This window comes from Dyella flagellata (assembly GCF_030160275.1).
Lineage (GTDB): Bacteria > Pseudomonadota > Gammaproteobacteria > Xanthomonadales > Rhodanobacteraceae > Dyella_B > Dyella_B flagellata.
In genome coordinates, this window is the sequence record NZ_BSOA01000001.1 from 46,062 (window position 1) to 69,244 (window position 23,183).

25 protein-coding genes are annotated in these 23,183 nt (G+C 60.8%); 2 read left to right on the forward strand and 23 right to left on the reverse strand.

Annotated elements, in window-relative coordinates:
* Positions 1–10: 10 nt before the first annotated feature.
* From QQJ96_RS00220 to QQJ96_RS00310, 19 genes are read right to left on the reverse strand one after another with little or no spacing between them, the layout of a single operon-like run.
* Entirely contained in the window at positions 11–838 is an 828-nt protein-coding gene (locus QQJ96_RS00220; RefSeq protein ID WP_284329859.1) for a hypothetical protein, read from the reverse strand.
* Positions 835–1,287, reverse strand: coding sequence for a hypothetical protein (locus tag QQJ96_RS00225; RefSeq protein WP_284329860.1), 453 nt, complete (start codon positions 1,285–1,287; stop codon positions 835–837). Before QQJ96_RS00225 ends, QQJ96_RS00220 begins: the two co-directional genes overlap by 4 nt.
* Positions 1,284–2,624 carry a FliI/YscN family ATPase gene (locus QQJ96_RS00230; protein ID WP_284329861.1) on the reverse strand — a complete coding sequence of 447 codons (1,341 nt, stop codon included), beginning with the start codon at positions 2,622–2,624 and terminating at the stop codon, positions 1,284–1,286. The genes QQJ96_RS00225 and QQJ96_RS00230 overlap by 4 nt, the downstream gene beginning before the upstream one ends.
* Positions 2,621–3,277 carry a FliH/SctL family protein gene (locus QQJ96_RS00235; protein ID WP_284329863.1) on the reverse strand — a complete coding sequence of 219 codons (657 nt, stop codon included), beginning with the start codon at positions 3,275–3,277 and terminating at the stop codon, positions 2,621–2,623. Before QQJ96_RS00235 ends, QQJ96_RS00230 begins: the two co-directional genes overlap by 4 nt.
* Positions 3,274–3,729: a hypothetical protein gene (locus QQJ96_RS00240; protein ID WP_284329864.1), complete on the reverse strand. Its 456-nt coding sequence runs from the start codon at positions 3,727–3,729 to the stop codon at positions 3,274–3,276. Before QQJ96_RS00240 ends, QQJ96_RS00235 begins: the two co-directional genes overlap by 4 nt.
* Positions 3,726–5,147: a flagellar basal-body MS-ring/collar protein FliF gene (fliF, locus tag QQJ96_RS00245; RefSeq protein ID WP_284329865.1), complete on the reverse strand. Its 1,422-nt coding sequence runs from the start codon at positions 5,145–5,147 to the stop codon at positions 3,726–3,728. Before fliF ends, QQJ96_RS00240 begins: the two co-directional genes overlap by 4 nt.
* 19 nt (positions 5,148–5,166) lie before the next feature.
* Complete coding sequence (gene fliE, locus QQJ96_RS00250; RefSeq protein WP_284329866.1) at positions 5,167–5,481, reverse strand: flagellar hook-basal body complex protein FliE; 315 nt, start codon at positions 5,479–5,481, stop codon at positions 5,167–5,169.
* Complete coding sequence (locus QQJ96_RS00255) at positions 5,478–5,900, reverse strand: flagellar basal body rod protein FlgC (RefSeq protein WP_284329868.1); 423 nt, start codon at positions 5,898–5,900, stop codon at positions 5,478–5,480. Before QQJ96_RS00255 ends, fliE begins: the two co-directional genes overlap by 4 nt.
* 2 nt (positions 5,901–5,902) lie before the next feature.
* Entirely contained in the window at positions 5,903–6,274 is a 372-nt protein-coding gene (locus tag QQJ96_RS00260; RefSeq protein ID WP_284329870.1) for a flagellar basal body rod protein FlgB, read from the reverse strand.
* A 10-nt stretch (positions 6,275–6,284) separates the two neighbouring features.
* The gene (locus QQJ96_RS00265; protein ID WP_284329871.1) at positions 6,285–7,394 is read right to left on the reverse strand and encodes a flagellar basal body P-ring protein FlgI; all 1,110 of its coding nucleotides are present in this window, start codon (positions 7,392–7,394) and stop codon (positions 6,285–6,287) included.
* Positions 7,391–7,978, reverse strand: a complete 588-nt coding sequence (locus tag QQJ96_RS00270; protein ID WP_284329872.1) for a flagellar basal body L-ring protein FlgH — start codon at positions 7,976–7,978, stop codon at positions 7,391–7,393. Before QQJ96_RS00270 ends, QQJ96_RS00265 begins: the two co-directional genes overlap by 4 nt.
* Positions 7,968–8,675 carry a flagellar basal body P-ring formation chaperone FlgA gene (gene flgA / locus QQJ96_RS00275; protein ID WP_284329873.1) on the reverse strand — a complete coding sequence of 236 codons (708 nt, stop codon included), beginning with the start codon at positions 8,673–8,675 and terminating at the stop codon, positions 7,968–7,970. Before flgA ends, QQJ96_RS00270 begins: the two co-directional genes overlap by 11 nt.
* A 2-nt stretch (positions 8,676–8,677) precedes the next feature.
* Entirely contained in the window at positions 8,678–9,445 is a 768-nt protein-coding gene (locus tag QQJ96_RS00280) for a flagellar hook-basal body protein (RefSeq protein ID WP_284329875.1), read from the reverse strand.
* 10 nt (positions 9,446–9,455) lie between these two features.
* Positions 9,456–10,142: a flagellar hook-basal body protein gene (locus tag QQJ96_RS00285; protein ID WP_284329876.1), complete on the reverse strand. Its 687-nt coding sequence runs from the start codon at positions 10,140–10,142 to the stop codon at positions 9,456–9,458.
* Positions 10,143–10,154: 12 nt separating this feature from the next.
* The gene (gene flhA / locus QQJ96_RS00290) at positions 10,155–12,215 is read right to left on the reverse strand and encodes a flagellar biosynthesis protein FlhA (RefSeq protein ID WP_284329877.1); all 2,061 of its coding nucleotides are present in this window, start codon (positions 12,213–12,215) and stop codon (positions 10,155–10,157) included.
* Entirely contained in the window at positions 12,212–13,282 is a 1,071-nt protein-coding gene (locus QQJ96_RS00295; RefSeq protein ID WP_284329878.1) for an EscU/YscU/HrcU family type III secretion system export apparatus switch protein, read from the reverse strand. Before QQJ96_RS00295 ends, flhA begins: the two co-directional genes overlap by 4 nt.
* Positions 13,282–14,046: a flagellar biosynthetic protein FliR gene (locus QQJ96_RS00300; RefSeq protein WP_284329879.1), complete on the reverse strand. Its 765-nt coding sequence runs from the start codon at positions 14,044–14,046 to the stop codon at positions 13,282–13,284. Before QQJ96_RS00300 ends, QQJ96_RS00295 begins: the two co-directional genes overlap by 1 nt.
* A 4-nt stretch (positions 14,047–14,050) precedes the next feature.
* Positions 14,051–14,314, reverse strand: a complete 264-nt coding sequence (locus QQJ96_RS00305) for a flagellar biosynthetic protein FliQ (protein ID WP_284329880.1) — start codon at positions 14,312–14,314, stop codon at positions 14,051–14,053.
* A 2-nt stretch (positions 14,315–14,316) separates the two neighbouring features.
* On the reverse strand, positions 14,317–15,447 hold the full coding sequence (locus QQJ96_RS00310) for a tetratricopeptide repeat protein (protein ID WP_284329881.1): 1,131 nt from the start codon (positions 15,445–15,447) through the stop codon (positions 14,317–14,319).
* A gap of 481 nt (positions 15,448–15,928) precedes the next feature.
* Between QQJ96_RS00310 and QQJ96_RS00315 the strand changes: the two genes are divergently transcribed.
* Complete coding sequence (locus tag QQJ96_RS00315) at positions 15,929–16,321, forward strand: hypothetical protein (RefSeq protein ID WP_284329882.1); 393 nt, start codon at positions 15,929–15,931, stop codon at positions 16,319–16,321.
* Between the two features lie 170 nt (positions 16,322–16,491).
* Here QQJ96_RS00315 and QQJ96_RS00320 read toward each other — a convergent pair whose 3' ends face one another.
* Both QQJ96_RS00320 and QQJ96_RS00325 read right to left on the reverse strand, forming a co-directional pair.
* Complete coding sequence (locus tag QQJ96_RS00320) at positions 16,492–16,938, reverse strand: DUF2442 domain-containing protein (RefSeq protein ID WP_284329883.1); 447 nt, start codon at positions 16,936–16,938, stop codon at positions 16,492–16,494.
* A 743-nt stretch (positions 16,939–17,681) separates the two neighbouring features.
* Positions 17,682–18,002, reverse strand: coding sequence for a hypothetical protein (locus tag QQJ96_RS00325; RefSeq protein ID WP_284329884.1), 321 nt, complete (start codon positions 18,000–18,002; stop codon positions 17,682–17,684).
* A gap of 241 nt (positions 18,003–18,243) precedes the next feature.
* Between QQJ96_RS00325 and QQJ96_RS00330 the strand changes: the two genes are divergently transcribed.
* Positions 18,244–19,134, forward strand: coding sequence for an integrase core domain-containing protein (locus QQJ96_RS00330; protein ID WP_284329885.1), 891 nt, complete (start codon positions 18,244–18,246; stop codon positions 19,132–19,134).
* A gap of 369 nt (positions 19,135–19,503) precedes the next feature.
* Here the strand turns inward: QQJ96_RS00330 and QQJ96_RS00335 are convergent, their stop codons facing one another.
* Both QQJ96_RS00335 and QQJ96_RS00340 read right to left on the reverse strand, forming a co-directional pair.
* Positions 19,504–19,764, reverse strand: a complete 261-nt coding sequence (locus tag QQJ96_RS00335; protein ID WP_284329886.1) for a hypothetical protein — start codon at positions 19,762–19,764, stop codon at positions 19,504–19,506.
* A partial coding sequence (locus tag QQJ96_RS00340) for a LysM peptidoglycan-binding domain-containing protein (protein ID WP_284329887.1) occupies positions 19,761–23,183 on the reverse strand: 3,423 nt, incomplete at its 5' end. The genes QQJ96_RS00340 and QQJ96_RS00335, both read right to left, overlap by 4 nt.

Below are 23,183 nucleotides of genomic sequence, written 5' to 3' on the forward strand. Positions count from 1 at the left end.
GGTGTACTCCTTAAATGAATTGGGGCGAAGTCCATACTTCGCGGCCGTTCAACATGATCTTGCCCAGTGCCATGCCTTTTGCCCTAGCGTCGCTCAGAACCCATCGAATCAAATGCGATGCCTCGCTGTCGCTGAGGCGAAAATCGCGCAACCAGGCCACGCTGCTGCCATCTCGCTGGCGAGTGAAGCGCAGCGAGCGTTCCGGCCAAAGTGCCGGTGCGGAACTGCTGGCCATCGTCGCTTCGATGGCATGGGCAGGCGTGGCCTCGTTCGGCGTCAGCAATGACTGCACCGGCAAGGTATCGACCGCCGAAGTCCCAGTGGTCGGTTCTGCCGGCTCGGCAGCTACCGTTTCATTCAGTGCCAGCGGTTCACTCACCGCCTCCGCCGCCTCGGCTAGGACACCTCGCTCCGATTGCCACGAGCCTGACTGCTTGACGCCAGCGTCCGCCGCGGTCAGTTCCGAGAGATAGGCCTGGGCCATGGCATGCCAGCCAAACACCCGGGCCTCCAGCAAAGCTTCCGTGACCCCGGTAGGCGCTACGGTGACAGGTTGGTTTGCCTGCACTGGCTCAAGCACGGCATCCTGCATTGGCAACGGTGGCAGCGTTTCGTTCGTTGCAGTATCGGCGTTGGGTTGCGCCGGCTCGAAGCTCTGCCGGACATCGAACCCCTCGCTGGCCATGGATTTCGTCTGGCTTGGCGTGGGCAATGGGGACTGCTTGCCATGCACATCCGGTTTTGCCAGCTCGTGGGCGAAGTCCTGCGCGGGCTGGCGGGATTCCTCGCGCTTGAGAAGCTGCGCAGATGTGTCGACCACATTGAAGATCGTCGTCATGGCGCCTCCCCACGGCTTTCAAGCCATAGTTCTACGCCCTCTTCCAGCGCCTTGGAGGCTCGCGCATGGGACAGCGCAAGGCGAACATCATCCAGATGCTCGTGAACCCTTTCACGATGGCGCTTCGCAGTCACGTTTTGGGCTGCCTTTTCGGCACGTCGCTGCGAGGCTTGCTCAACTTCCTGGTTGGCAAGCTGCAAGTTGCTGGTCAATACCGACGAGAGCTGGGTCAGCAATTCGTAACGGGCCAGGTCGATATAGCGTTCGCCAGCCACACAAGACTGGGCCGCCAGCGATACTTTTTCCCGCGCGTCGGCGATGGATTGCGCCTGCTGCTGCGCGGCCCGCTCTTTTTCGACGGACTCGGCCAGCGCCACCTGGGCACGCAGTTCCTTTACCTGCGCCATGCGCAAGGCCACTTCATAGGCATGCTGTTTGCGCTCGCTCACGCCGCCGCCCCCGCCTTGTTCGCCAGGACCTGTTCGAGCTTATCGACGGTTTCACGCAGCGACGCCGATTGACCGGGCATCTGGCGCAGGCAATCGACCAGCCTGGGATGAAGCACGATGGCTTCGTCCAGGGCCGGGTTCGCTCCGGCCTGGTAGGCGCCCATATCCACCAGGTCGCGTGAAGTCTCATAGGTGGAAAGGATCGACTTGACCCGTTGCGACAGTTTTTGCTGCCGTGCATCCGCCACGCGCGACAAAAGTCGGCTAACGCTCGACAGCAGATCGATGGCGGGAAGCTGGCCACGGCTCGCCAATTCACGCGACAGCACGACGTGCCCGTCCAGGATCGCGCGCATATGGTCGGCGACCGGTTCGTTCATGTCGTCGCCTTCCACCAGCACGCTATAGATCGCGGAAATCGAGCCACCCTCGCACACGCGCCCGCCGCGCTCCAGGATTTGCGGCAGCAGGTTGAAAACGGAGGGCGGATAACCGCGCGAGGTCGGCGGTTCGCCCACCGCAAGCCCGACTTCGCGCTGTGCCATCGCAAAGCGCGTGATCGAGTCGACGATCAGCAAGACATCCAGCCCCATGTCACGAAAGTATTCGGCGACCGCATGAGCGGCATGCACCGCATGCGTTCGCACCAACGCAGGCTGGTCCGCCGTGGCCACCATCATTACGGAGCGCCGGCGCCCTTCGGGCCCGAGCGATTCCTGCAGAAAATCCCCTACTTCGCGTCCGCGCTCGCCGATCATGCCGACCACGATCACGTCGGCTTTCACATGGCGCGCCATCATGCCCAGCAAGGTGCTTTTGCCGACACCGCTGCCCGCGAACACGCCGACACGCTGCCCCTTGGCAATCGGCATCACGCCATCGATGGCGCACACCCCGGTTTCCAGCGGCTCGTCCAGCGGCACCCGGCGCAACGGATTGATCGGCGCTGGCTGCACCTCACGATAGCCTTCGGCGGCAATGCCCGGGCCGCCATCGAGCGGCTCGCCAAATGCATCCAGCACACGCCCAACCATGGCCCGCGCCACAGGTATACGCAGTGCCCGGCCCAACGAGCGCACGCGTGCTCCCGCCGCGACGCCGCGCAAATGCCCGAATGGCATCAGCAGCAACTTACCGTCGCGAAAACCCACGACCTCCGCGCTTACCTTGGGTGCGCGCGCGTCGCCCTCGATCTCGCACAGCTCGCCGATCTTCACGTCCGGGCCGCTGGCCTCGATCACCAAGCCGTTGAAGCCCAGCAAATGACCGTACTCCCGCACCAGCGCCATGCGATCCAGCGCGCTGTTGAAGCGGTCGAGGGTCATCACCGCGCTCATGCACGGCTCTCCAGTCCCAGTGTCTCTAGCATGGCGCTGTAAATGACGCTCAAGCGATGCGCCAGGGAAGTTTCCGCGTAGCCACGCTCGGTGACGAGACGGCACTGCCCCGCCGACAGGTTGTGCTCAACCACCAGCTCCAGCCCTTCGATACGTTCCGGCAGATGCCCGCTGTCGGTCGGCGAAACCTCCAGCTTCAGCGCCTTGCCGCGATAATCCTCAGCCATTTGCCGGCATAGGCGCCGCATCAGCTCGCCATCTTGCTGCATGCTGCCAGCCACCCGCGCAAGGCTGCTCAGTGCCAATTCGAACGCCAACTGTTCCATCGCATCGCCTTGCGCGCGCAATTGCTTCTGCAAACTTGCAGCCAACGCGGCAAGCTGCTCGCGTTCCTGTCGCAGCGCCCGATGCTCTTCTTCCAGGCGTTGGCGCGTCTCTTGTTCCCACGCCTGGTGGAACTGTTCGGCTTCGCGGCGGCCGTCTTCCTCACCGGCCTTGAAGCCTTCGGCATAACCCTCGCGATAAGCCTGCACATCCAGCTCATCCGGTTGCGGCGGTATTTCCGCCAACGAAGGCGCCGGCGCCTTCGCGTTGCTGATGGAGCGTGGCGCTGCGCTTTCCCGCAGCCCGTGCTGTTGCAAGCGGCGGATCATGGTGCAACCCCAGCCGTTCGCCCCGTTTGCCCGGACGTGTCGAGATAGCGCGCTACGGCATCCGCGAGGGCCGGCGGAAACGGGCTGGGCAGGCGATCCAATTCATGCCGCACCGATGCGGCGCGGGATTTCTCGCACGCCGCCAGGTAAATCTCCGCATGATCCGGTGCCGCCGCAGCGAGCACGCGCGCCGCCCATGCCGGTGACAAGCGATCCAGCAGCACGATCAACACGTCCGGCGGCGGAACTTCGCGCGCCACATAACTGGGCTCGTCGGCGAGCACGGCCTGCAACAGTTCCGCATCGAGCGCTGTGTAAAGCTGGGCTTCGTTGATCAGCGGGTTCAGCACGCTACGCCAGTCTTCCGGCAAGCGCCCGAGGATCCAGCGCCGGTCGGCCGGATGCATGGTGGCCAGCGCCAGCGCGGCCTTGCGGGCACCGGCCGGATTCATCGCTCCACCTCGGAGGTTTCGATCCATTGCCGCAAACGCAACAGCGCCGCTTCGCGCTCCGACAGGGTTAGGCGACGTGGTGCGCTGGTACGCATCGCCATTAACAACGCCCCCACCAGGACCAGCACCAACACGACAATCAACGGATAGATCCACCAGTAGCGGCTGGCCAAGGCGGACGATGCCGCCTCATCGGTTGCCGAAGCACTGGTTGTCGCAGTCGCATCTGTATGAGCCAACAGCGCATCATTCAACGGGCTGGGCGCTGCGGCCACGACCGGTTCCGCTGGCGCAATCGCAGCGATATCCACTTTGTCACCACGCGAAGCATCCAGCCCAAGTCCGGCCGATACCACCTCGCCCAGCTTGTTGATCTCGCTGCTCGGCAACGTGGCGGGAATGACTATGCCTACCGAAATACGGCCGATCCGTCCCGGCGCCTGATCCACCTCTTCCTGCTCGCGGCCATGCGCGTATTCCACTTCGCGATCGCTGCTGGTGTTGCCTTTAGTGTGATCGGTATCGGTGTCGTCGCCGGCATGCCCGGTCGAGTTGATCTTTTCGCGCACCAGCAGGCCATTGCCGTCCTTGCCCTGCCCGATCAGTTGTTCGCGCACCTGCTTCACATGGTCGTAATTGAGGCTGACACTGACCGAGACGGTGAAATTGTCCGTGCGAAGCACCCGGTGCAACAAATCGCCAACGCGTGCGCGCAACTGGTTTTCCATTTGCGACTGCGCATCCAGGTTCGCCGTATTGAGCGCACCGTTCTGCCCTGCTGCTGCATAGCCGGACAGCATCATGCCCTTGTCGTCGAGCACCACCACGGTATCGGAAGACAAGCCTTCGACCGCCGAAGCCACCAAGCGTTGGATGCCGGCTACTTCGCGCGCATCCAGATGCTTGCCCGGACGCATGTTCAAGGTGACCGAGGCCTTGGAAGGATCCTGGTCCGGCGCGAACAGGTCCGAGCGACGAATGGTGAGATGCACGCGCGCGGAGGCCACTTCATCCAGCGCTGAAATGGTTCGCTCAAGCTCGCCCTGCAAGGCACGCTGGAAGTTGACCCGCTGCGCGAATTCGGTCACGCCATAGTCGGAGTCCTTGAATAGCTCGAAACCGACGCTGCCACCCTTGGGCACGCCCTGCGAAACGAGCTTCATGCGCGTCTCGTAAACCTGGGCGTCCGGCACCAGGATGGTCTTGCCCTCGTCCGCCAGGCGATAGGGCACCTGCATCTGGTCGAGCGCCGTGCTGATCTCGGCGGCGTCCGTTTCGCGCAGGTCGCGGAACAACACCCCGTAAGGCGGGTGCATGATCCACCATGAAGCGGCGCCGACGATGCCGGCGATCAGCACGATGCCGATCACGAAGGTGATGCGCGCGCGCTGGGACATGGATGCAAAAAACTGCCGCATAGGTGTGCCTGTGTCCCGCTTAAAGCTGCATATTGGTCAAGTTTTGATACGCATCAACGATCCGATTGCGCACCTCTACCGCCAGCTGCAACTTCAGCCGTGCGTGTTCCATGGCAATCATCACGTCGTGCACCGGAATGTCCTCGCCTGCCGCCAGCGCACGTGCCGCCTGGTCGGCTTGCTCGAGGCTGCCGTTGATCTCGTTTACCTGCGAACCCAGCATCTGGATAAAGGCGGGGCCCTTCTGGGCCGTCTCATCCAGCGTCTGCGGCATTTCGAGCGGTCGGATTTCCATCGGTGTGATGGACGCAGCATGGATCGGCATCACGTTCATGCGCCACCGCCCAGGTCCAGCGCATGCAAGGCCATGCCGCGCAGCGTGTTGAAGGCACGCACATTGGCTTCATAGGCACGGCTCGCATCCATCAAGGCGCTCATTTCCGTCACCATGTCCACGCGCGGGTAGCTCACCATGCCGTTCTTGTCGGCGGCCGGATCGTTAGGGTCATGCTCTTCCCGCATAGTGGCGTCGGTCGCCAGCATCACCGGTTGGGACGGCACGCTGTGGCCGGTTTCGCCAAGCATGGCATCGAAGCTCGCGGCATAAGGCGCACTCACGCGCATCAGGCGGGCGGGATGCCCGGGCTGGTTCGGCGTATTGGCAACGGCGATGTTATGACTGGCCGCCTCGATGCGCAGGCGCTCGTATTCCAGGCCGAAGCGCGTTGCGGTGAAAATCTGATCCACGACCATGCTCAATCCCTCCCTGCCAGGGCCAGCTGCATCAAGCCAAAGCGCCGCGACATCACCGTCGTCAGCGATTGAAAGTTCACGTTGGCGGTTTCCAGCTCCGCCACTTCCTCGTCCAGGCTGACCGGCGCGTTCAAGTCAGGGTCGGCGGCACGTACCGATTCACCAAGCGTGTGCGGCGTGATCGCCCGCAGCTCGCCTTCATCCATCGCCGGTTGCTCGGCCGCTTCGCGTAGCAAGCCGGTCGCCTGTGCGAAGTCGGCACGCTGCGGACGGTAGCCACCCACGTCGACGTTGGCGATGTTCGCGCTGGCCACTTCGGCGCGAACACGCGCCATGCTTAGCCCTAAACGCAAGGCTTCGGTGGTCAAATCCATGCTTGCCTCCTCATTGAATTACCAGCTCGCCGCGCAGCGCGCCGGCGTCCTTGATTGATTGCAGAATGGTGATGACGTCGCGGGTGGACAGGTGGATCGCCCGCAACGCCGCGATCAGGTCAGCTACCGTCGCGCCATTGGGAATGCTCACCAAACGCGCTTCGGGATCCTGAACATTGATATTCGCCTGCGGCACCACCGCCGTGCCGATGTTGCGCGACGGGTTCACCAACACGCCGTCCGGCTGCGACACGAGATAGTCGGTCTGCACCTGGATGCGCAGATCGCCCTGCGAAATGGTGACCGCGCCCAGGCGCACGTCACCGCCCGAGACCACGGTACCGGTGCGCTCGTTGACGACCACGCGGGCAACTTGATCCGGCGTGACCGGCACGTTCTCGATCATGGAGATCGCTTGGACCAGATCCGAAGGCGGCGCCGCAAAGGTGACGCGCACCTTGCCCGCATGCTCGGCCACGGCCGACATGCCGGCATTTCTACGCAATGACTGGGCGATGCGCTCGGCCGTGGTGAAGTCCGGCTGATACAGCACCACGTCCAGGGTTCGGCCGCCTTCACCCAGGCCGAGTGGAGCCTCGCGTTCCACCGTGGCGCCATCGGGTACACGACCCACCGTAGGATGATTCTTCTGATCGACGCTGCCGAATGCGCGCACCTGATAGCCGCCGACCGAAAGCGCACCTTGCGCTAGCGCGTATAGCTTCCCGTCAGGACCATTTAGCGGCGTAAGCAGCAAAATACCGCCGCTGAGGCTGCGTGCATCCCCCAGTGAGGACACCGACACGTCCAGCTTCTGGCCGGATTCGGCAAACGCCGGCAGCGTTGCTGTCACCATCACCGCCGCGACGTTGCGGCTGTTCAGGTCGTCCGGGCTGATGTTGACGCCGAAATGGCTGAGCGTGTTGGCCACCGATTGCACCGTCAGCCGGTTCTTGGTGGTATCGCCGGTGCCGGCCAGGCCTATGACCAAGCCGTAGCCGGCAAGCGCGTTATCCCGCACGCCTTCTACGCGGGCGATTTCCTTCAGGCGTACGCTGTTGCCCTGCGCCAGCACATCGGCGCAAAACAGCAGCAGCAACAAGACGAGCAGACGTTTCATATCAGACCCAGCCAGCGTGTGATGCGGTAAAGAATGCTGTGGCGTTGGGCGGTGGAAATGTCCCCCTTGCCGACGTAGCGGATATCCGCCTCGCTGATGCGGTTGGAGAGAATGGTGTTGTTCGGCGAAATATCTTCCGGACGCACCATGCCGGTGAGCGCAAACTGCTGCTTCTCGCCGTTGATCTCCACGGTTTGCTCGCCATGGATGCGCAACATGCCGTCGCCATCCACGCCTACCACGCGCACTGCCAGCTGCGCTTGCAAGCTTCCGGCACGGGTGGTGTTGCCCTGCCCGGCGTCCTCGCCGTTCAAGCCCAAGGCATAGTTACGCCCGATATTGCGGTACGACGCATTCGCGCCCAGCTGCACGCCGCCGCTTGCATCAGTGTTGGCACTTGCCGTCGCACGCGCGGTTTCCGTCACCAACACCGTGAGCGTGTCGCCCACCTGATGGGCGCGGCGATCCGCCGCCAGCCCATGGTAGGCGTCTGGATCGATCATCGAGCCGGACGACGTCTGGGCATGCGCGACGACGCCCATGCACGCGATGAACAGGCCTATAAATAAGGATCTAGTCGACAACTTGCACCACTCCCCTGTCGGTAATACGCGCACGCACCGGCGCTTCGGCGCCATCTATCTGCACCAAGACGGTGTCGCCAGCGTTGCCGCGACCGATCGCCGTACCCTTGGCCTGAAGCCTGATCACGCCGTACGACTCCGTCACGTCCACTCGCTGCTGGCGATCGACATCCGGAATACGCTCGAAATCCTCAAGCACTACGGAACTGCCAGCCAGCACGGCATGACGCAAACGCATGCCGTCGAGCTGATGCGGATCACTCACCAGCGTGCCTTGCATAGCCGCGATATCCGCACCGTGCAACGCAAATTTCAGCGTCGACGCTGCCGTGCCGAGAGCGGCATCCGATGCATAGGTCGACACATCATGCTGAACGCTCACGGCAAACCACACCGTGGTCGAGCGCACCACGGCATCGTTGACGACGACATCCACCGGCACGCTCACGCGAGCACGTGGCCAGCGCCCTTCGGGCTTCCGGGCCTTGAGCGCAAGCTTGCCTGCAAGCACCTGCACGTCTTCCGGCCTGCCCACCACGGCTACTTGTGCCGCCGACTTGTCGCTGCCAAGACAGGCGTCCAGCTCTGCCTGGGCAACATCGACGATGCGCACAGCCGCGACGGTCTGCAGTGGCGGCGAAGCCAGCGCAGCCCCATTCATGGCAAGAAAAAAAACGGTGGGCAGCAGTTTGCGCATGATTACTGCCGCAGGTTGTTGATCGTGTCGAGGATCTGATCCGACGCCTGCAGCACGCGCGCATTGAGCTGATAGGCACGCTGTGCGATCACCAGGGTCGCCATTTCGCTCACCATGTCCACGTTCGAGCCTTCCAGCGATCCTTGCAGGATGGCGCCCATGCCGCTGTCGTTGGGTTTGCCCACGCTGGGGTCGCCCGACTCCTGCGTCGGCACGAAGTTATTGCTGCCCACCGACTGCAAACCCTGCGGCGACGGGAACGTGCTCAACTCCAGCGTGCCGAGCAAGGTTTGCGTATGGCTGCCGCCGACTTGCGCGTAGACCTGTCCGTTCTGGTTGATCTGGATATTGGTGGCATCCGGCGGAATCTGGATCTGCTGCGCCAGGCGGCTGCCGTCCGCGGCAGCGACATAGCCTTCGCTATCCACGTGCAGCTGTCCATCGCGGGTATACAGATGATTGCCGCTGGCATCGACCACTTCGAAGAAGCCTTCGCCCTGGATGGCGATATCCCAGGCGTTACCGGTCTGTTTCATCTGGCCCTGTGAAAAGACCGCATCGGTGGACAGCACTTCCGCGCCGGCACCGGATTGGGCTGGCGTAAGGCCTGCCTGCACTTGCGAAGGGGTGATCACCGCGATGTCGCCGAACGATACACGCTTGGCCTTGAAGCCCGGCGTCTGCATGTTCGAGAGATTGTTGGACAGCGTATCGATCTGGTTCTGCACGGTCTGCAGACCGGAAGTGGCGATGTATAGGGCGTCGATCATGCTCGTATCCTCAGGAGTTGTCGCCGATATGGTTGATGCCTTGCTGCAAGGCCGCGTCGTAAGCCTGGAGCGCGCGCTGCACGGATTGCGCGTGGCGGGTAAGCGCCATCAGGCGCACCATTTCCTCGCCGGGGTCCACATTGGACTGCTCGAGCGCGCCCTGCTGCACGCGGCCAAGGAATTGCTCAGCGCTGGCACTGGTGCCGCTGTAGCTGTACAGCCCGTCGCCTATCTCACGCAGTTCGCCGGGCTTATCGATGTTGACGATCTGCAGGGTGTCGACTTCATCGCCGTTGTCGGTGATGGTGCCCGCGGCGTCGATATGCACGTTGGTGTGATTGAGCGAGATCGGGCCCGACAGCCCCATTACCGGGTGGCCGGCCGCATCCACCAGTTGCTGGTTGGCATCCAGATGGAACTGGCCGTTGCGGGTAAGCATCTGCTGGCCGTTGACGCTCACCACAAAAAAGCCCGGGCCGCGAATGGCCAGGTCGAGGGGATGCCCCGTCGAGGTAAGGCTGCCATCGGCAAGGCTCAGGGTCGGCGTGTGGTCGAGCAAGCCGGTACGGAAATCCGTGGCAAGCCGCTCCGTGCGATAACCCGTAGTGCGCAGATTGGCCACGTTCTGGCTCAGCACGTCGAGCGCTTCCACGTCGTTGCTGAGGTAGCGCGCAATGCCTGGAATGATGTTGCTCAAAGTGGTTCCTCCTTATGCGGCAGCCGAAGCGGTAACGGTGCCGAACGCCTTCACCATCACGGTGGCAGGGACTTCGTTGATGCCCAGCACGGTGACGTGCGGCAGGCTGCGTTGGATCAATGCACGCAAATGACGACGCACCACGCTCGGGCAAAGCAACACCGGCAGATGGCTGCGTGCCATCATGGCCTCCGATTGCTTCGCCAGGCCGCCCAATAGCGCCTCCAGCTGGCCCAGATCGGCGAGCAGAGCACCTGATCCCTCGCGTTGGCGCACCGCCGATACGATCGAGCGTTCCAGCTCCGGCGCCAGCGTGAGCACATAAAGCTCGCCCTGTGCATTGCTCACGCGCTGGCAGATGCTTGGCCCCAGCCGCTCGCGCACACGCTCGACCAGGTCATCCGTCTGCTTGTGCGTCTTGCCCGCATCGACCAGCACTTCCAGGATGGTCTCGACATTGCGGATGCTGACTTGCTCGCGCAGCAATTGCTGCAGCACCTTTTGCACGTCGGTATACGACATCACGCCGGGAATCAGCTCGTCGACCAGCGAGGCCTGTTGCTCGCGCACGCGCGACACCAGTCGTTCGGTTTCTGCGCGCGTCAACAGTTCAGGCGCGTGGCGCTTGGTAACTTCGCCCAGGTGCGTGATCAGTACCGTCTCCGGATCGACCAGGGTGTAGCCTGCGCCACGCGCGTATTGGCGCTGTTCCGGATTGATCCACTGTGCCGGCAAGCCATACGCAGGATCGCGCGTTTCGCGTCCTTCCAGCTTCGGTCGCTTGCCGCCGGGATTGATCGCCAGCAATGCGTCAAAATGCAGCTCGCCACGCCCCACGCGCGAGCCTTGCACCTGGATTTCGTAGCCGTCTTCGGCCAGCGACGGCCCCTGGATCAACTTCACCTTGGGCAGGATGAAACCCAGGTCGAGCGCGAACTGCTTGCGGAAGGTGCTGATGCGATCGCCCAGGTCCAGGCCGCGCGCCTTATAGGTGGTGGAAATGCCGCTGCCCAGGTGGATCTCCACCGGCTCCACCGAAAGCAGCCGATAGAGATCCTCTTCTTCGCGTTTGGCTTCGGGCTCGGGCGCTGCGTCTTGCTTTGGCGCGATGGTGGCGCCCGAACGCATGGCGAAAAACGTCAACGCACCCACGCCCAGCAGCACCAGCAGCACCGGCCACGCCGGCAGTCCCGGCAATACCAGCAAGCCGGCCAGGGCCAACGCCACGATCAACAAGGTGCGCGAGCTGGACAACACCTGCTTGGCGATTTCCGTGCCCAGCTGTGCATCCGATGCGGCGCGCGTAATGATGATGCCGGTGGCCACCGCGATCACCAGCGACGGAATCTGCGTGACGATGCCATCGCCTACGGTCAGCAGCGTGTAGCGGTGCACGGACTCGGTCCAGGGCAAGCCCCGCTGCACCATGCCCACCGCCAGGCCGCCGATGATGTCGATCAGGATGATCATGATGCCGGCAATGGCATCGCCCTTGACGAACTTGGTGGCGCCGTCCATCGCACCGTAGAAGCTTGCTTCCTTCTCGATCTGCGCGCGCCGCCGGCGGGCTTCGTGCTCGTCGATCAGCCCCATGTTCATGTCGGCGTCGATGCTCATCTGCTTGCCGGGCATGCTGTCCAGCGTGAAACGCGCCGCCACTTCGGCCACACGTTGCGCGCCGTTGGTCACCACCACGTACTGCACAACGACCAGGATCAGGAACACCACCAGGCCGATGACGTAGTTGCCCCCCACCACGTACGAACCGATCGCATTGATCACCCGACCCGCATTGCCCTTGTCCAGGATCAGGCGCGTGGCCGAAATGTTCAGTGCCAGGCGGAACAGCGTGGTGATCAGCAGCAACGAAGGGAACGTCGAAAAACTCAGCGGCGTGTCGGTGAAGAAGGTGATCAGCAACACCAGCAACGCGCCGGTGAAATTGAGCACGAGCAGGAAATCCAGCAACGCCGCCGGAATCGGCGTGAACAGGATCACCAGGATCGCGATCATCCCCATCACCAGGATGACGTCGCGCTTGCCGTTCCAAAGCTGGCCAAAGAGAGAGTTCACGAGAAAATCCTGTTGCCCGGGCGCTTCATCAGCCAGCGGTAGATGGGAGCCAGCGGCTTGTACAAATGCGTCGGCACCGGGCGGTCGATCTTGCATTCGCGGTACAGCGCACGCGCCAATTCCGGCGAGCGCAGACACGGCACGCCCGATTGCGCGGCCAGCTTGCGCATGCGTGCCGCCAGCGCATCACTGCCTTTGGACAGCACCACCGGCGAGCGCATCGTCTTGGGGCGGTACTTCAGGGCGATAGCCAGATGCGTCGGGTTGGTAAGCAGCACGTCCGCTTCCGATACGCGGCGTACGGAGCGGGAGTGCTTCAGCAGTTCCACCATCAGCCGGCGGCGCTTCTGGCGAATGTCCGGATCGCCTTCGTGGCGCTTCACCTCGTCCTTGATGTCACGCCGGCTCATGCGCAACTTGCGAATGTATTCGCGCCGCGTGAACCACAGGTCGAACAGCGACACCAAGGCGAGCAGCGCCAGCATCCAGGTGGTTACTTGCACATAGGTCGAACGCAACAACAGGCCAATCGTGGAGGGCGCAACAAAAGCCGCCGCCTGCACCTTGTGGCCGACGCTTGCGGCCAGCATCCAGGCCACCGTGCCGAGGATGCCCAGCTTCAGCGTGAGCTTGAACAACTCCCACAGCAGGCGCAGCGAGAAAATTTTCTTGGCGCCCTGCGCCGGGTTCAGGCGATTGAAGTCCGGCTTCAGCGGCTCGGTGCTGAACACCGGACCGGTTTGCACCAGGTTCGCCACCACGGCCGCCACCAGCATCGCCATCACGATCGGCAGGATCGCCTGCCAAGAAGGCTGGAAGGTGCGCTGCAACCAGCCGGCCAGGCTGGCCGAAGGTGCCGGCGCATTGCCCGCCATCAGGATCGTGCGGGAAACGGAACGTGCCAGCGCCGCAGCAATGCCATACGAGGCTGTCGCCAGCGCTACGCTGAACACTATCATCACCACGATGCCGCTGAGGTCCGCGCTGCGCGGCACCTGCCCGCGCTTGCGGGCCTCCTGCAGGCGGAACGCTGTGGGTTGCTCGGTCTTGCTCTGCTCGTCGGCCATCAGTGCACTCCAGCCGGCGTAAACAGCGTGAACGCGTCGCGATACATGCGCTCGATCAACGGCGGCGCGTAGCGCAACGATCCGGCCAGTAGCACGAAGCCGGCCAGCACCTTGATCGGCAAAGCCACGAAATAGGCGTTGGCCTGCGGCATCGAGCGGCTCGCATAGGCCACCGTCAGGTCGATCGCGAACAGGCCAAGCATGGTGGGCGCGGACACCATCAGGCCCAGCAGAAATTGCGAGGAAAGCTTGGACAGCAGCACTGCAGGTGTAACCAGCAGACCGCCACTGCCCAGCGGAATGATTTCGATCGAGGCGAGCATGCCCCGCAGCAACAGCAGGTGCAGCCCCAGCGAGAAGAACACCAGCAAGCCCGCCCATTGCACCACCGTGCCAGCCAACGCTTCGGCCGCACGCGTACTCGGATTGAACAGGCTGGCGGCGCTCACGCCGGATTGGATATCCAGCACGCGGGCCGAAAAGCCCAGCGCCGCCATCGGCAGCACCACCGCCAAGCTCAATGAAAAGCCGAGCACACACTCGCCGGCCATGGCCAGCACGAACGGCAACGGATGATCCGCATCCAACGGCACCGCCGATGACTGGCGTACGCCCACCGCCAGCATCGTCAGCGCCAGCAGCACGCACATGCGAATCGTCGCCGGCACACCGTTGAAGGGCGTGAACGCAGGCACCATCAGCAGCGGCGCAAATCTCGCCATCGCAAGCAGGAAAACGCCGATTAGCGTGTCGATCACTGCCACCTTGCTACATCCCTGCGATCAGTCCGAACAAATGCTTGGTGAACTCCACCACCACCGCCATCATCCAGGCCCCGGTCATCACTACCATGGCCACCACCGTGATCAGCTTGGGGATGAAGGTGAGCGTCATTTCCTGGATCTGCGTCACCACCTGCAAGATCGAAATCACCACGCCCACCACCAGCGTGGCGATCAGGATCGGCGCGGATACCTTCGCCGCTGTCAGTAGGGTCTGCGAAAGCAGATGCATTGCGGTATCGCTATCCATGCTCAGCCCCTTGGACGTACCAGCTCGCGCAACCTGAAGATGAAATCCGCCGGCAGCGCACCCACTCCGGGCGAGCGCGCAAGCATGTCGTCGATCACTTTGCGCGCTTCTTCGACACGCCCTTCGTCCATCAGCAGGACGCTTTGCGCATAGCGCGCGGTGCGACCTTGCGGATCCAGGCGCGAGGCGCGCTTGATGGATTCCTCCGCTTCCTTGCGCTCGAACCGCAGCGCATGCACCAGGGCGTAACCGCCGTGCGTTTCGCCGAAGGTCCTGTCCAATGCGAACGCCTTGTCGAAACTGCGCTTGGCACCGGCGAGGTCGCCCTCCAGCAATTGGCACCAGGCCAGCGCATGCCAGGTGCCTATGTGATCGGGCATGGTGGTGGACGCACGCTCCAGCAAGGCACGCGCCCCTGCCACCTCGCCGCCCAGCATCAGATTCTGGCCTAGGCCAAGCCAAGCGCGCCCGGATTCGGGGTGCTTGGCAAGTACGCGCTCGAAAGCGGCGGTCGATTCCTGCACGCGCTGCGACCACAGCGCCAGCGTGCCGCGTACAATGCCGGCCTCATGCTGATCGGGGTCGGCTTGCAATGCCAAATCCGCTTGCTCAGTGGCCCGCGTTGTGTCGCCGACATCCAGCCAGAGCAAGGCGCGCAAGCCCTGCACTTCTGGCAAGCGGGCCCCGGATTGAATCGGCGCCAAGGCTTCGAGTGCTGCTTGGAGCTGTTTGAGTCGATGCAGGACGCGCGCCTTGAGCAGCGCAAGCGCAACCTGGTCGCCATCGCCTTCATGAGCACGCGCAAGCGTCTGCAACGCTTCGTCGGCACGGCCCTCTACGAACTGCGCGTAGGCCAAGTCGTGGACAACGCCGGCCGGGACGATTTCCATCTGGCCAAACAAGGCTTGCAGCAGGGCGATGGCGGTTTTGGTATCACCGCGCAGCAACGCACAACGCGCCTCCCGGAAGCGTACGCCCGGCATTTCTCGCAACGAAGCTGGTGCCTGGTCGAGGCGCGCGATAGCTTCCTCGGAACGCCCTTCCCCGAGTAGCTCGTCGAGCAGATCGCACAAAAGAACGGGATTCCCCGGATCGCGGTCCGCGAATCCGGCCAGCAGGGCGGCACGGCTCACGGCGCCCCCCTAAACTTTTTTGGCGTAACTTCGATATAGCCAACAGCGAGGGCTGCCAAGACCCTCGACACCAGGACATCCCACCGCACGTCTACTGCTCCCTGCGCGCGGACAGCCTCCCGAGCGCACTCCTTCCCCTTACAGCTTCCTTACGACGTAGGTCGCGCGTCGTTTGGTCCTCGGACGTTTTGCGGGCCACGTCACACTCAATCTGTGACGCAAGACAAAACGCTTATCTAATCTAGGATCGACCTTCACCAACTGTCAACAAAGTTCTCACATTGTCTTCACGCTTACGCCAAACGTATTAATTCACGATGACATCGTAATTTTTTGCTGGCGACGATATGGCGAAAAGACATACGCTTCCCTGCGCAATGCAAGTTCTACCTGAGGTTCATTCATGCACTTGGAAATTTCATGACGACTTGGCACCACCCGCTACACTAGGTCAAACGCGTTGTTCATCTCGGAAACCGGCATGTCCACGGATCGCATCCCCCCCTCCTCCTCGCTAGTGGAAACATTGAGGGCGCTTGCGCACGGACGCACCCAGGACGCCCGGCGCAACAGCCGGCCCGGCAAGCCTGATTCGAGCGGGCCGCAAAAGCCGGTCAAGACGAAGCACGACGTGCAGCTGCTACGCCAGCGCCTGCATGGCCTTGCCACCGAAGCCGACCTTGCCAACGAGCAGTCGATGCTTCACGCGAGAACCCAAGCGGTGCGCGAAATCCTGCTATGGGAATTCGGCAGCGACTTCCGCAACGATTCGCAGTTTGTGCCGATGGTGGATGCGATTGGCAAGACGCTGGATGCGGACCCGGCGTTTCAGCAACGTTTTGTGGATTTGCTGGCGGATTTGCGCAAGGCTTGAGAGCGTGCGACCTCACCGCACTGGTGCTTTACGGAAGAGACGCTATAAAGCTCGCCTCGGCGATGACGAAAGTTACGCACACAACGCGCAAAAACATCCAGTCCAGATCGATTGAATGGTCGAAACTAAGGCAGCCCGATCCCATCGTTGGTTTTGACCCAGGCCAACGCCTACGCTGCATGCTTGCGGGGTCGACCACCCTTACGCCCGTTCTCGCGTGAAGATGCCGCCTTTGCCTTGCTGCTGCGGCTACCATGATGCGTAGCTACCACGGTATTGGCCATGGCCATCAACGACTTGCTGGCCGCTACCAGGCCTGCAATGGAGATATGCAGGTCGCGCTTGCCCAGACACAGCGCACTCCCGCCGAAGCCCACTTCCATGCCTTTGAGTTCAGCGGTGCTCAACGCTTCCAGCTCGGGGTAGTTATTCACTGGCAACACGACCGCACTGTGATCAGCGAAACCCACTAACAGCGCATGAAGCTTCGGCACGTAACTCACTGAAGTCGCATGCACGCCAGCGTTCTTGCGCCGCGTTCCGCGCACTATCGCACGATCGAGCACTTCTTCCGTCACTAGCCGATCGAAGCGCGTAGCTGCTCTGATTTTGCTCATAGCCCAATCTCCAGGGATTCAGCCTGCCCCTTCAGCCTTAAGATGGCATGGTACCTCACCGCGTCGAAGCTGGCTGATTGAATGTTTACCGCGCCCGCCCGTCTTGCCTTCGAACTGACAACCTCCTGCAAATGAACATCCCACTGTAGGTCTTCCAGACACATCGTCTGTATTGCGGACCACCACGCCTCACGAGCCTTACGCAGATGAGCTGGCTTCATCAGCGCCTGACGCAATCCTTCCAGCACCTTGACAGACGGTTTGCTCCGTACAGGCACGACATCCCACAAGCACACGCTGTTGTGCCAAAAACTGAATTTAAAGCGGGCACTCCATTCAGCAGGCCCTACATGGACATGGGGTGGGCAGTGCTCATCGCGGGTCAGTACAGCAAGCACTAGTCCGTCATGTTTGCACACTTTCATAGTAACCTATCTGTTAGGTTTTTCAAGAGCACATCCACAGGAATGCTCAGCTAGCGTCGCAGCACGCAACAGCCCTTGGATCAATACCGCCGCACCATTTGCCAGGGCGTGTCCGTGAAGAATTACCTCACTCGGAATACGGCGTTTGTGGCGGATGGGCGCCTTGCAATCTGTTTGGTCGACGCCCATTACCTCAAGCCAGGTGCAATCCCCCGTCTGATAAAAATCGTCACTCAGGTTGCATACGCGCTTCATCCTCAAGCGACACGCCATCCTCCGGTTGACGTGTCGCATTGAGACCATACATGCGCGAAGTAACTAGCCCTCATGCTCCTTCATCAACATGGCATCGCCATACCGATGAAGAAAATGCAAAGCCGCACACAGGCCATCAACCTGCGTGGGAGTAAGCGGCAATGCGCCGGGTTCCGGTAGCCTGTTGTAGGCCTTTGCGCGATTAAAGGCTTCGCTGCTCTTCAGCAAGCCTCGAATGACCTGGATGGCCACGCTGGTACCCGCAAACTTCATCAAGTAGGCGTACCGCTCGTTTCTTTCGGGGTCTTTGGGAAACCGTGGCGGCTCACCGAGCCAGAAGGTTTCAGAAGGGCGTGCGCGTGTCGTACTATTCTTGGAGACCATGAGCAACTCCTCGTAAGTTGTTTGTGGTTCAGTGGATCGTGGGAGCGGCAAACTCTCACGGTCCACGCTTTTCCTGGCATTGCTGCAAGGGTCACGCACACAGGGAAAATTGATAGCGTGGGTGACATGCCCACACTATCAAATCGATGGGGTAGATGATGTAGGGGATCGTCGCTTTGCGTGTGCGGTTTTCGTAGCTGGATCAATCCTGTCGCGCGCCTCGTCCGCATTGGATCTTCGGATGCAAAAATTAGTGCATTTACTCATCACTTGTCTCTGGCGATGGCTGCACCATTTTCTTCATCGCCAACAGGAAAAATGCTATCGCCGTAAACGAATGCAAAAGCCATATCGACATCATCCACGCAAGCCCGCGTGGGTGGTCGACGAGGTTATTCGCATCCATCAAGAAACCGGCTTCGGCTCGCGAAAGGTGACAGCGACGTTCAACGGCCTGCATAAAGCCAAAGTCGGCGTAAGTGTTGGAAAGAGCTTCGTGGCCGAACAGATTCGCGCTCATCGTTACCAGGCCCTTCAACTCAGCAAGCAGTATAAACATCGACGGCCGCTGCCCTTGCCTCGCAACCACACTTGGGGCGTGGATATGACGGGTGCCGAAGACATCCATGGCACATCGCACACTATTGTCGGCATGATAGACGCAGGCAGCCGCATGGCTCTGGCGATGCATACGATTAGGCAACGCTCGGCCTTAGCATTGCTCGAAGCCATCATTGCAGCGGCCAAGGTTCACGGGTTGCCATGCATCATCAAGACCGACAACGAAGCCTGCTTCACGTCGCGCATCTTCCGCTTTGGATTGATGTGCCTGGGTATTCGGCATCAGCGTAGCAGGCCGGGATCGCCATGGCAGAATGGCCGCATCGAACGATTGTTTGGTACGTTGAAGGAAAAGCTGGATAGGCTTACCGTGTACCATGGCCTCGGTTTGAATCAGGCGCTAGATGAATTCCGTTTCTGGTACAACTGCATACGGCCTCATCAGCATTTGGATGGCTGGACACCTTGGGAGGCGTGGCACGGTGTAAATCCGTCCACGCATGCACCGAAGTCGGTCGTGCGATTCGTTGCTTGGGATGGGCTTCTCAGGGGGTATCACGTGCGAAGGTAGTCGACTTTTCTCTTCGCACGCAAGACAGCTATCGACTATCAGGGGAGAGCCCTGTGTTCGGATTGTGTGTCATTACAGATTCAACCAAAAGTGAAGGATTTGGCGACAGAAGAGCAGTCCATATCTAAACGATCGAGAGCGAAGACGATCACTATTTGACCGCCTTCGCTCGCTGGACTTCACGAACTCACCCCATTTGTGGGGATACTTTTACTTTGGCGGACGCGGACGGGGCACCGGTTGTGGGGAAATTTTTACTTTGGCGGACGCGGACGGGGCACCACCCCGTTTTGTGGGGAAATTTTACTTTGGCGGACGTGGACGGGGCAACGCCCGCGTGAAGCGGGCGCCGGCAAGAGCGCGTGCTAGTTAGATCAACCCGTTGCGAGTCCTACCATAGACCCGCAGCGCATAATCATCTTCAACTTCATTAGCTGCGCCTTCGCTATTGCCCCTGACATCGGCGGGCGCTCCGGAAAGCTCGATGAACGCATTCAGCTCCGAAGAAAAGGTGAGCGTACTACTCCATCCCGGATGAAGCTCACTCTCACCCTTTGCAACCCGCTGGAGATCCGCCATGTCGACAGTTTTGTTCGTTCCATCAAGGCATTTAACTATTAGCGGAATCATTGCAGGACCCTCAGACGCCAATTGACGATATTGTTCGAATTAATTCCCGGATAGTTCCATTCAAGATATCCACTTGCAGTTCGCCCACCCGGAACAAACTCTTTGTACGGCGCCTCAAGAACGTTCTGTAGGCCCGCCGGATCGTTGAGCTGGAACTCAAGAAGGTACTTGGGCTGATACGTCAGATCCAGGCTTTTAGCGTAGTCGGCACCGGTGTTAATGGAACTGACCTCCTCCGCTGACCCCAAGAAACCCATGCCATTAGGGTAGCCATCTACTGGCTTGCCACCAAAGTTAACCTGATCCCCCTGCATCAAGGAAAATGCGTCTTGTTCGTTGAGTGTCCGCGCGAAATATCCATCTGATGGCAGACCGTAGCTCTTCCATGCGGAGATATCGTAGGTAAGCGGTTGTGCATTTCCCGTAGCTACGTAGTTTGGAACCAAACTGCTGGCACTGAAAATTCCCTTGCCATCGTCGGCGACACATGTAAGAGCTTCAGCCTCCCCATCTAGCGCGATGTTAGCAGCTATCATAGGGGAGTTTACTGTCACGTTGTAGCCCGTATCGTACCCCATTTGCTCGGGCGTGGCGGTCTGAAATTCCCTAATTACAGACTTATTGAACGCATCCAAATGACTGCTTATCGAATCTGCAATGTTGTTTGAACTGACAGCCTGAAGGATTGATCCAACAATCTGACCTTGCTGTTGTTGGCTAGTGTTAAACACGAAGTTCAAGAGGCCAGAATCGGCCTCCGCAAGCTTTCCGGGAATGGATTTTATTCCGTTTAGGATTTCGCCCGGAAGTGCAGAGAACTGATTTTTCAGTATTTGCTCGCCATCTTGAACACCCTGATAGGCACCCAACGCAAACGATATTGGCGTAGCGCCTATGCCGTTCAATATCTCATAGAGGCTGGGCCCTTGCTTGGCGTACTCTTCGGCACTTTGCAACAGGGGGTCATTCGACTGCCCTTGATCGCCTTGCGCATTGCCATCCAGTCCAGGTGCACTGCAAGTGAGACTAGAAAGGGACCCTGAGCCTCCCGTACCGCCCAAAAGCACAGAAGAGGCCCCTCCAGTGTCGTTCGTAAGATTCGCAAGAGATGAGCTGTCCGACAACATTTGCGCGCCGCCAAGGAAAGACGCGAGGTTATTGCTATTGCTATCCGTCGATGCGGTGGCATTCCCCACCCCAACTTCTGACGCAATAAGCTGTTCGGCTGCGCCATCGCCAATGTACAGGTCGCGATTGCCACCATTTCCATTGGAGTCGATAGTTGCCAATCCTCCACCGCTACTCGTCTCCTGAGCCAACTGCGCATCAAGCTGTGCCGCCTGCGTGCTGGCTTGCTGCACCTGGGTATTGTCCTGTTGCGCCTGCTCGCTCGCCGCCTGGTAATTGTTCCGGTCCTGCTGCACCAGTGCATTGTCCTGGTTATATAGCGACGTATCTTGCGTGGCCGTCGCACTCAGCTGGGTGTAAGCGGACGGGTCCCCGACCGAGCCACCTGTATCGCCCCCGACTCCCGTGCCCGCGGTCGCCAGACTAAAGTTCGACCAACCGGTTCCGCCGCCGTTTCCGCCTCCATCCGAATTGTCAGTACCGTCGCCTCCCGTCGTATCGCCACCGCTAGCATCCGTGGCGGCGTTATTCACAAGATTTTCGATCATCTTATCGGTGAAATTTTTGAAGAACGCGCTGGTACTGGCCTGGTAGATAGCGTCCACCATCCGCGTAGCCATTTTTTGGTTGTACGTATCGATCTCCGTTTGAGTCTGGAGATAGGCGGCTCCTGGCGCGCCGTCCGGTACACTGAAATTCAAGCCTTGACTGTCCGAGTCCTCGATCGAGGACCAAATCTCATCCCTCATCGGTTTGTTGATGATCCAAGCTCTCTGCGTTTGGTAGGCTCTGACCAGCGCCTCGTCCGTACCGTACACCGCGGTCCATTCACTCACACCGCTTCCCAACTGCTTCCTGATCGCATCGGCCTCGACTTTGTAAGCGGCTTGTTTAGCAAGTTCCATGGCCTGCGCCTGCTGCGCGGGGGTTGCGGCCTGCGCCTGCTGTTCAGCCGCTTGCGCCGCGATAGCCGCCCCCTGGGCTTTGGCCGCCTGCTGTTGCGCGGTCGCCGTTACCTGTTCGTCCTGGGTCAGCTGGGCTTTTTGCTGATTGGCAAGCTGTGCAGCCTGTGCAGCCTGCGCTTGGGCAGCAGCCACTTCCCGCTCCTGCTCTTCCACCTGGGCGACGCTCTGCGCAATCGCCGATTGCTGGTTGAGCACCGCATCGATCGACATCGCCAGGATTTGTGCCGTGGTGTACAGCGCATTGGTGCTGCCACTCAACAAGGCGCCTTGCGAGTACGGCTGATACGTGTTCGCCGCGTTCGTATCAGTGGTCACCTGCGGGATCGTCAACATCATCCCGGCCGTTAACGTGGCCGTGGGTGCCAGGCCATTGGCTTGCGCCAGGATGTAGTAGTAGTTGCTATCGCCGTAGATGGCCTGTGCCAGCCCTTGCAACGTGTCGCCGGCCCGCACCGTGTAGTTTTGCGTACCGGTGCTGCTGTTGCTGTAGCCACCGGTGGTGCTAAGCACATCGATGGCACCGGTGGTATCGACGCTACCCAGTTCGTTTTCGTTGACCGATTCGTAGCTGGTGGTCGTGGTGCTGCCGTTGCTGGTGGTGCTCTTCTGCAGCAGTTGACCACCCGAGGTATAGGCCATCACCTGGCTTTGCGTGACGCCATTGACGATGCCCGTGCTGCTCGCCAGCTCACCCAGGTCGTTGTACGTATTGGTCGTGCTAGGGCTTGGGCTGCCGCTCCCCGTAATCGGCGTAAGCTCCGTGTTAGTCAGCAGCAAGCTGTTCTGCTTGATGTAGCTATTGAGGTACCCGCTGGTACTGGTGCTGGTGCTTGGTTGGCCATTGACGAGGGTGGTGGTGCCGGTAGTGACGCGATAGCCAAGCACATTGCCGTCGGCGTCATAGCCGTAGCCAGGGCCGGCGGCTGCGTAGTTGGTCTCGGTGGTCAGATACAAGGCGCCCGCGGTGACACCCGATGGCGCACTCGGCACCGCCGTGTCCTGGGTCGCGTAGGCGCTGCTCGCCACGCCGGTGCCGTATTGGGTGATCAGGTTTTGTGCGGATTCTTCAGCGTATTGGCTCTGATCGACCAATTCACCGTCGGCGTTGTAGGTGTAGAACGTATCGCTCTGGACCCAGCCTGCGTCGCTGAAGGTCACCACAGAACCATTGTACGTACCCGCACCCTGATGACCGGGCAAGTTGTAGAACACATCGGTGGCCAGGCGGCCGTCGTTGTCGTAGCTGCGGGTTTCGTATGGCGAGTAGGTCGTGCCACCGGGTTGCTCAGTCTGCACCAGCGTGAGCTGACCGAGCGCGTTGTAGCT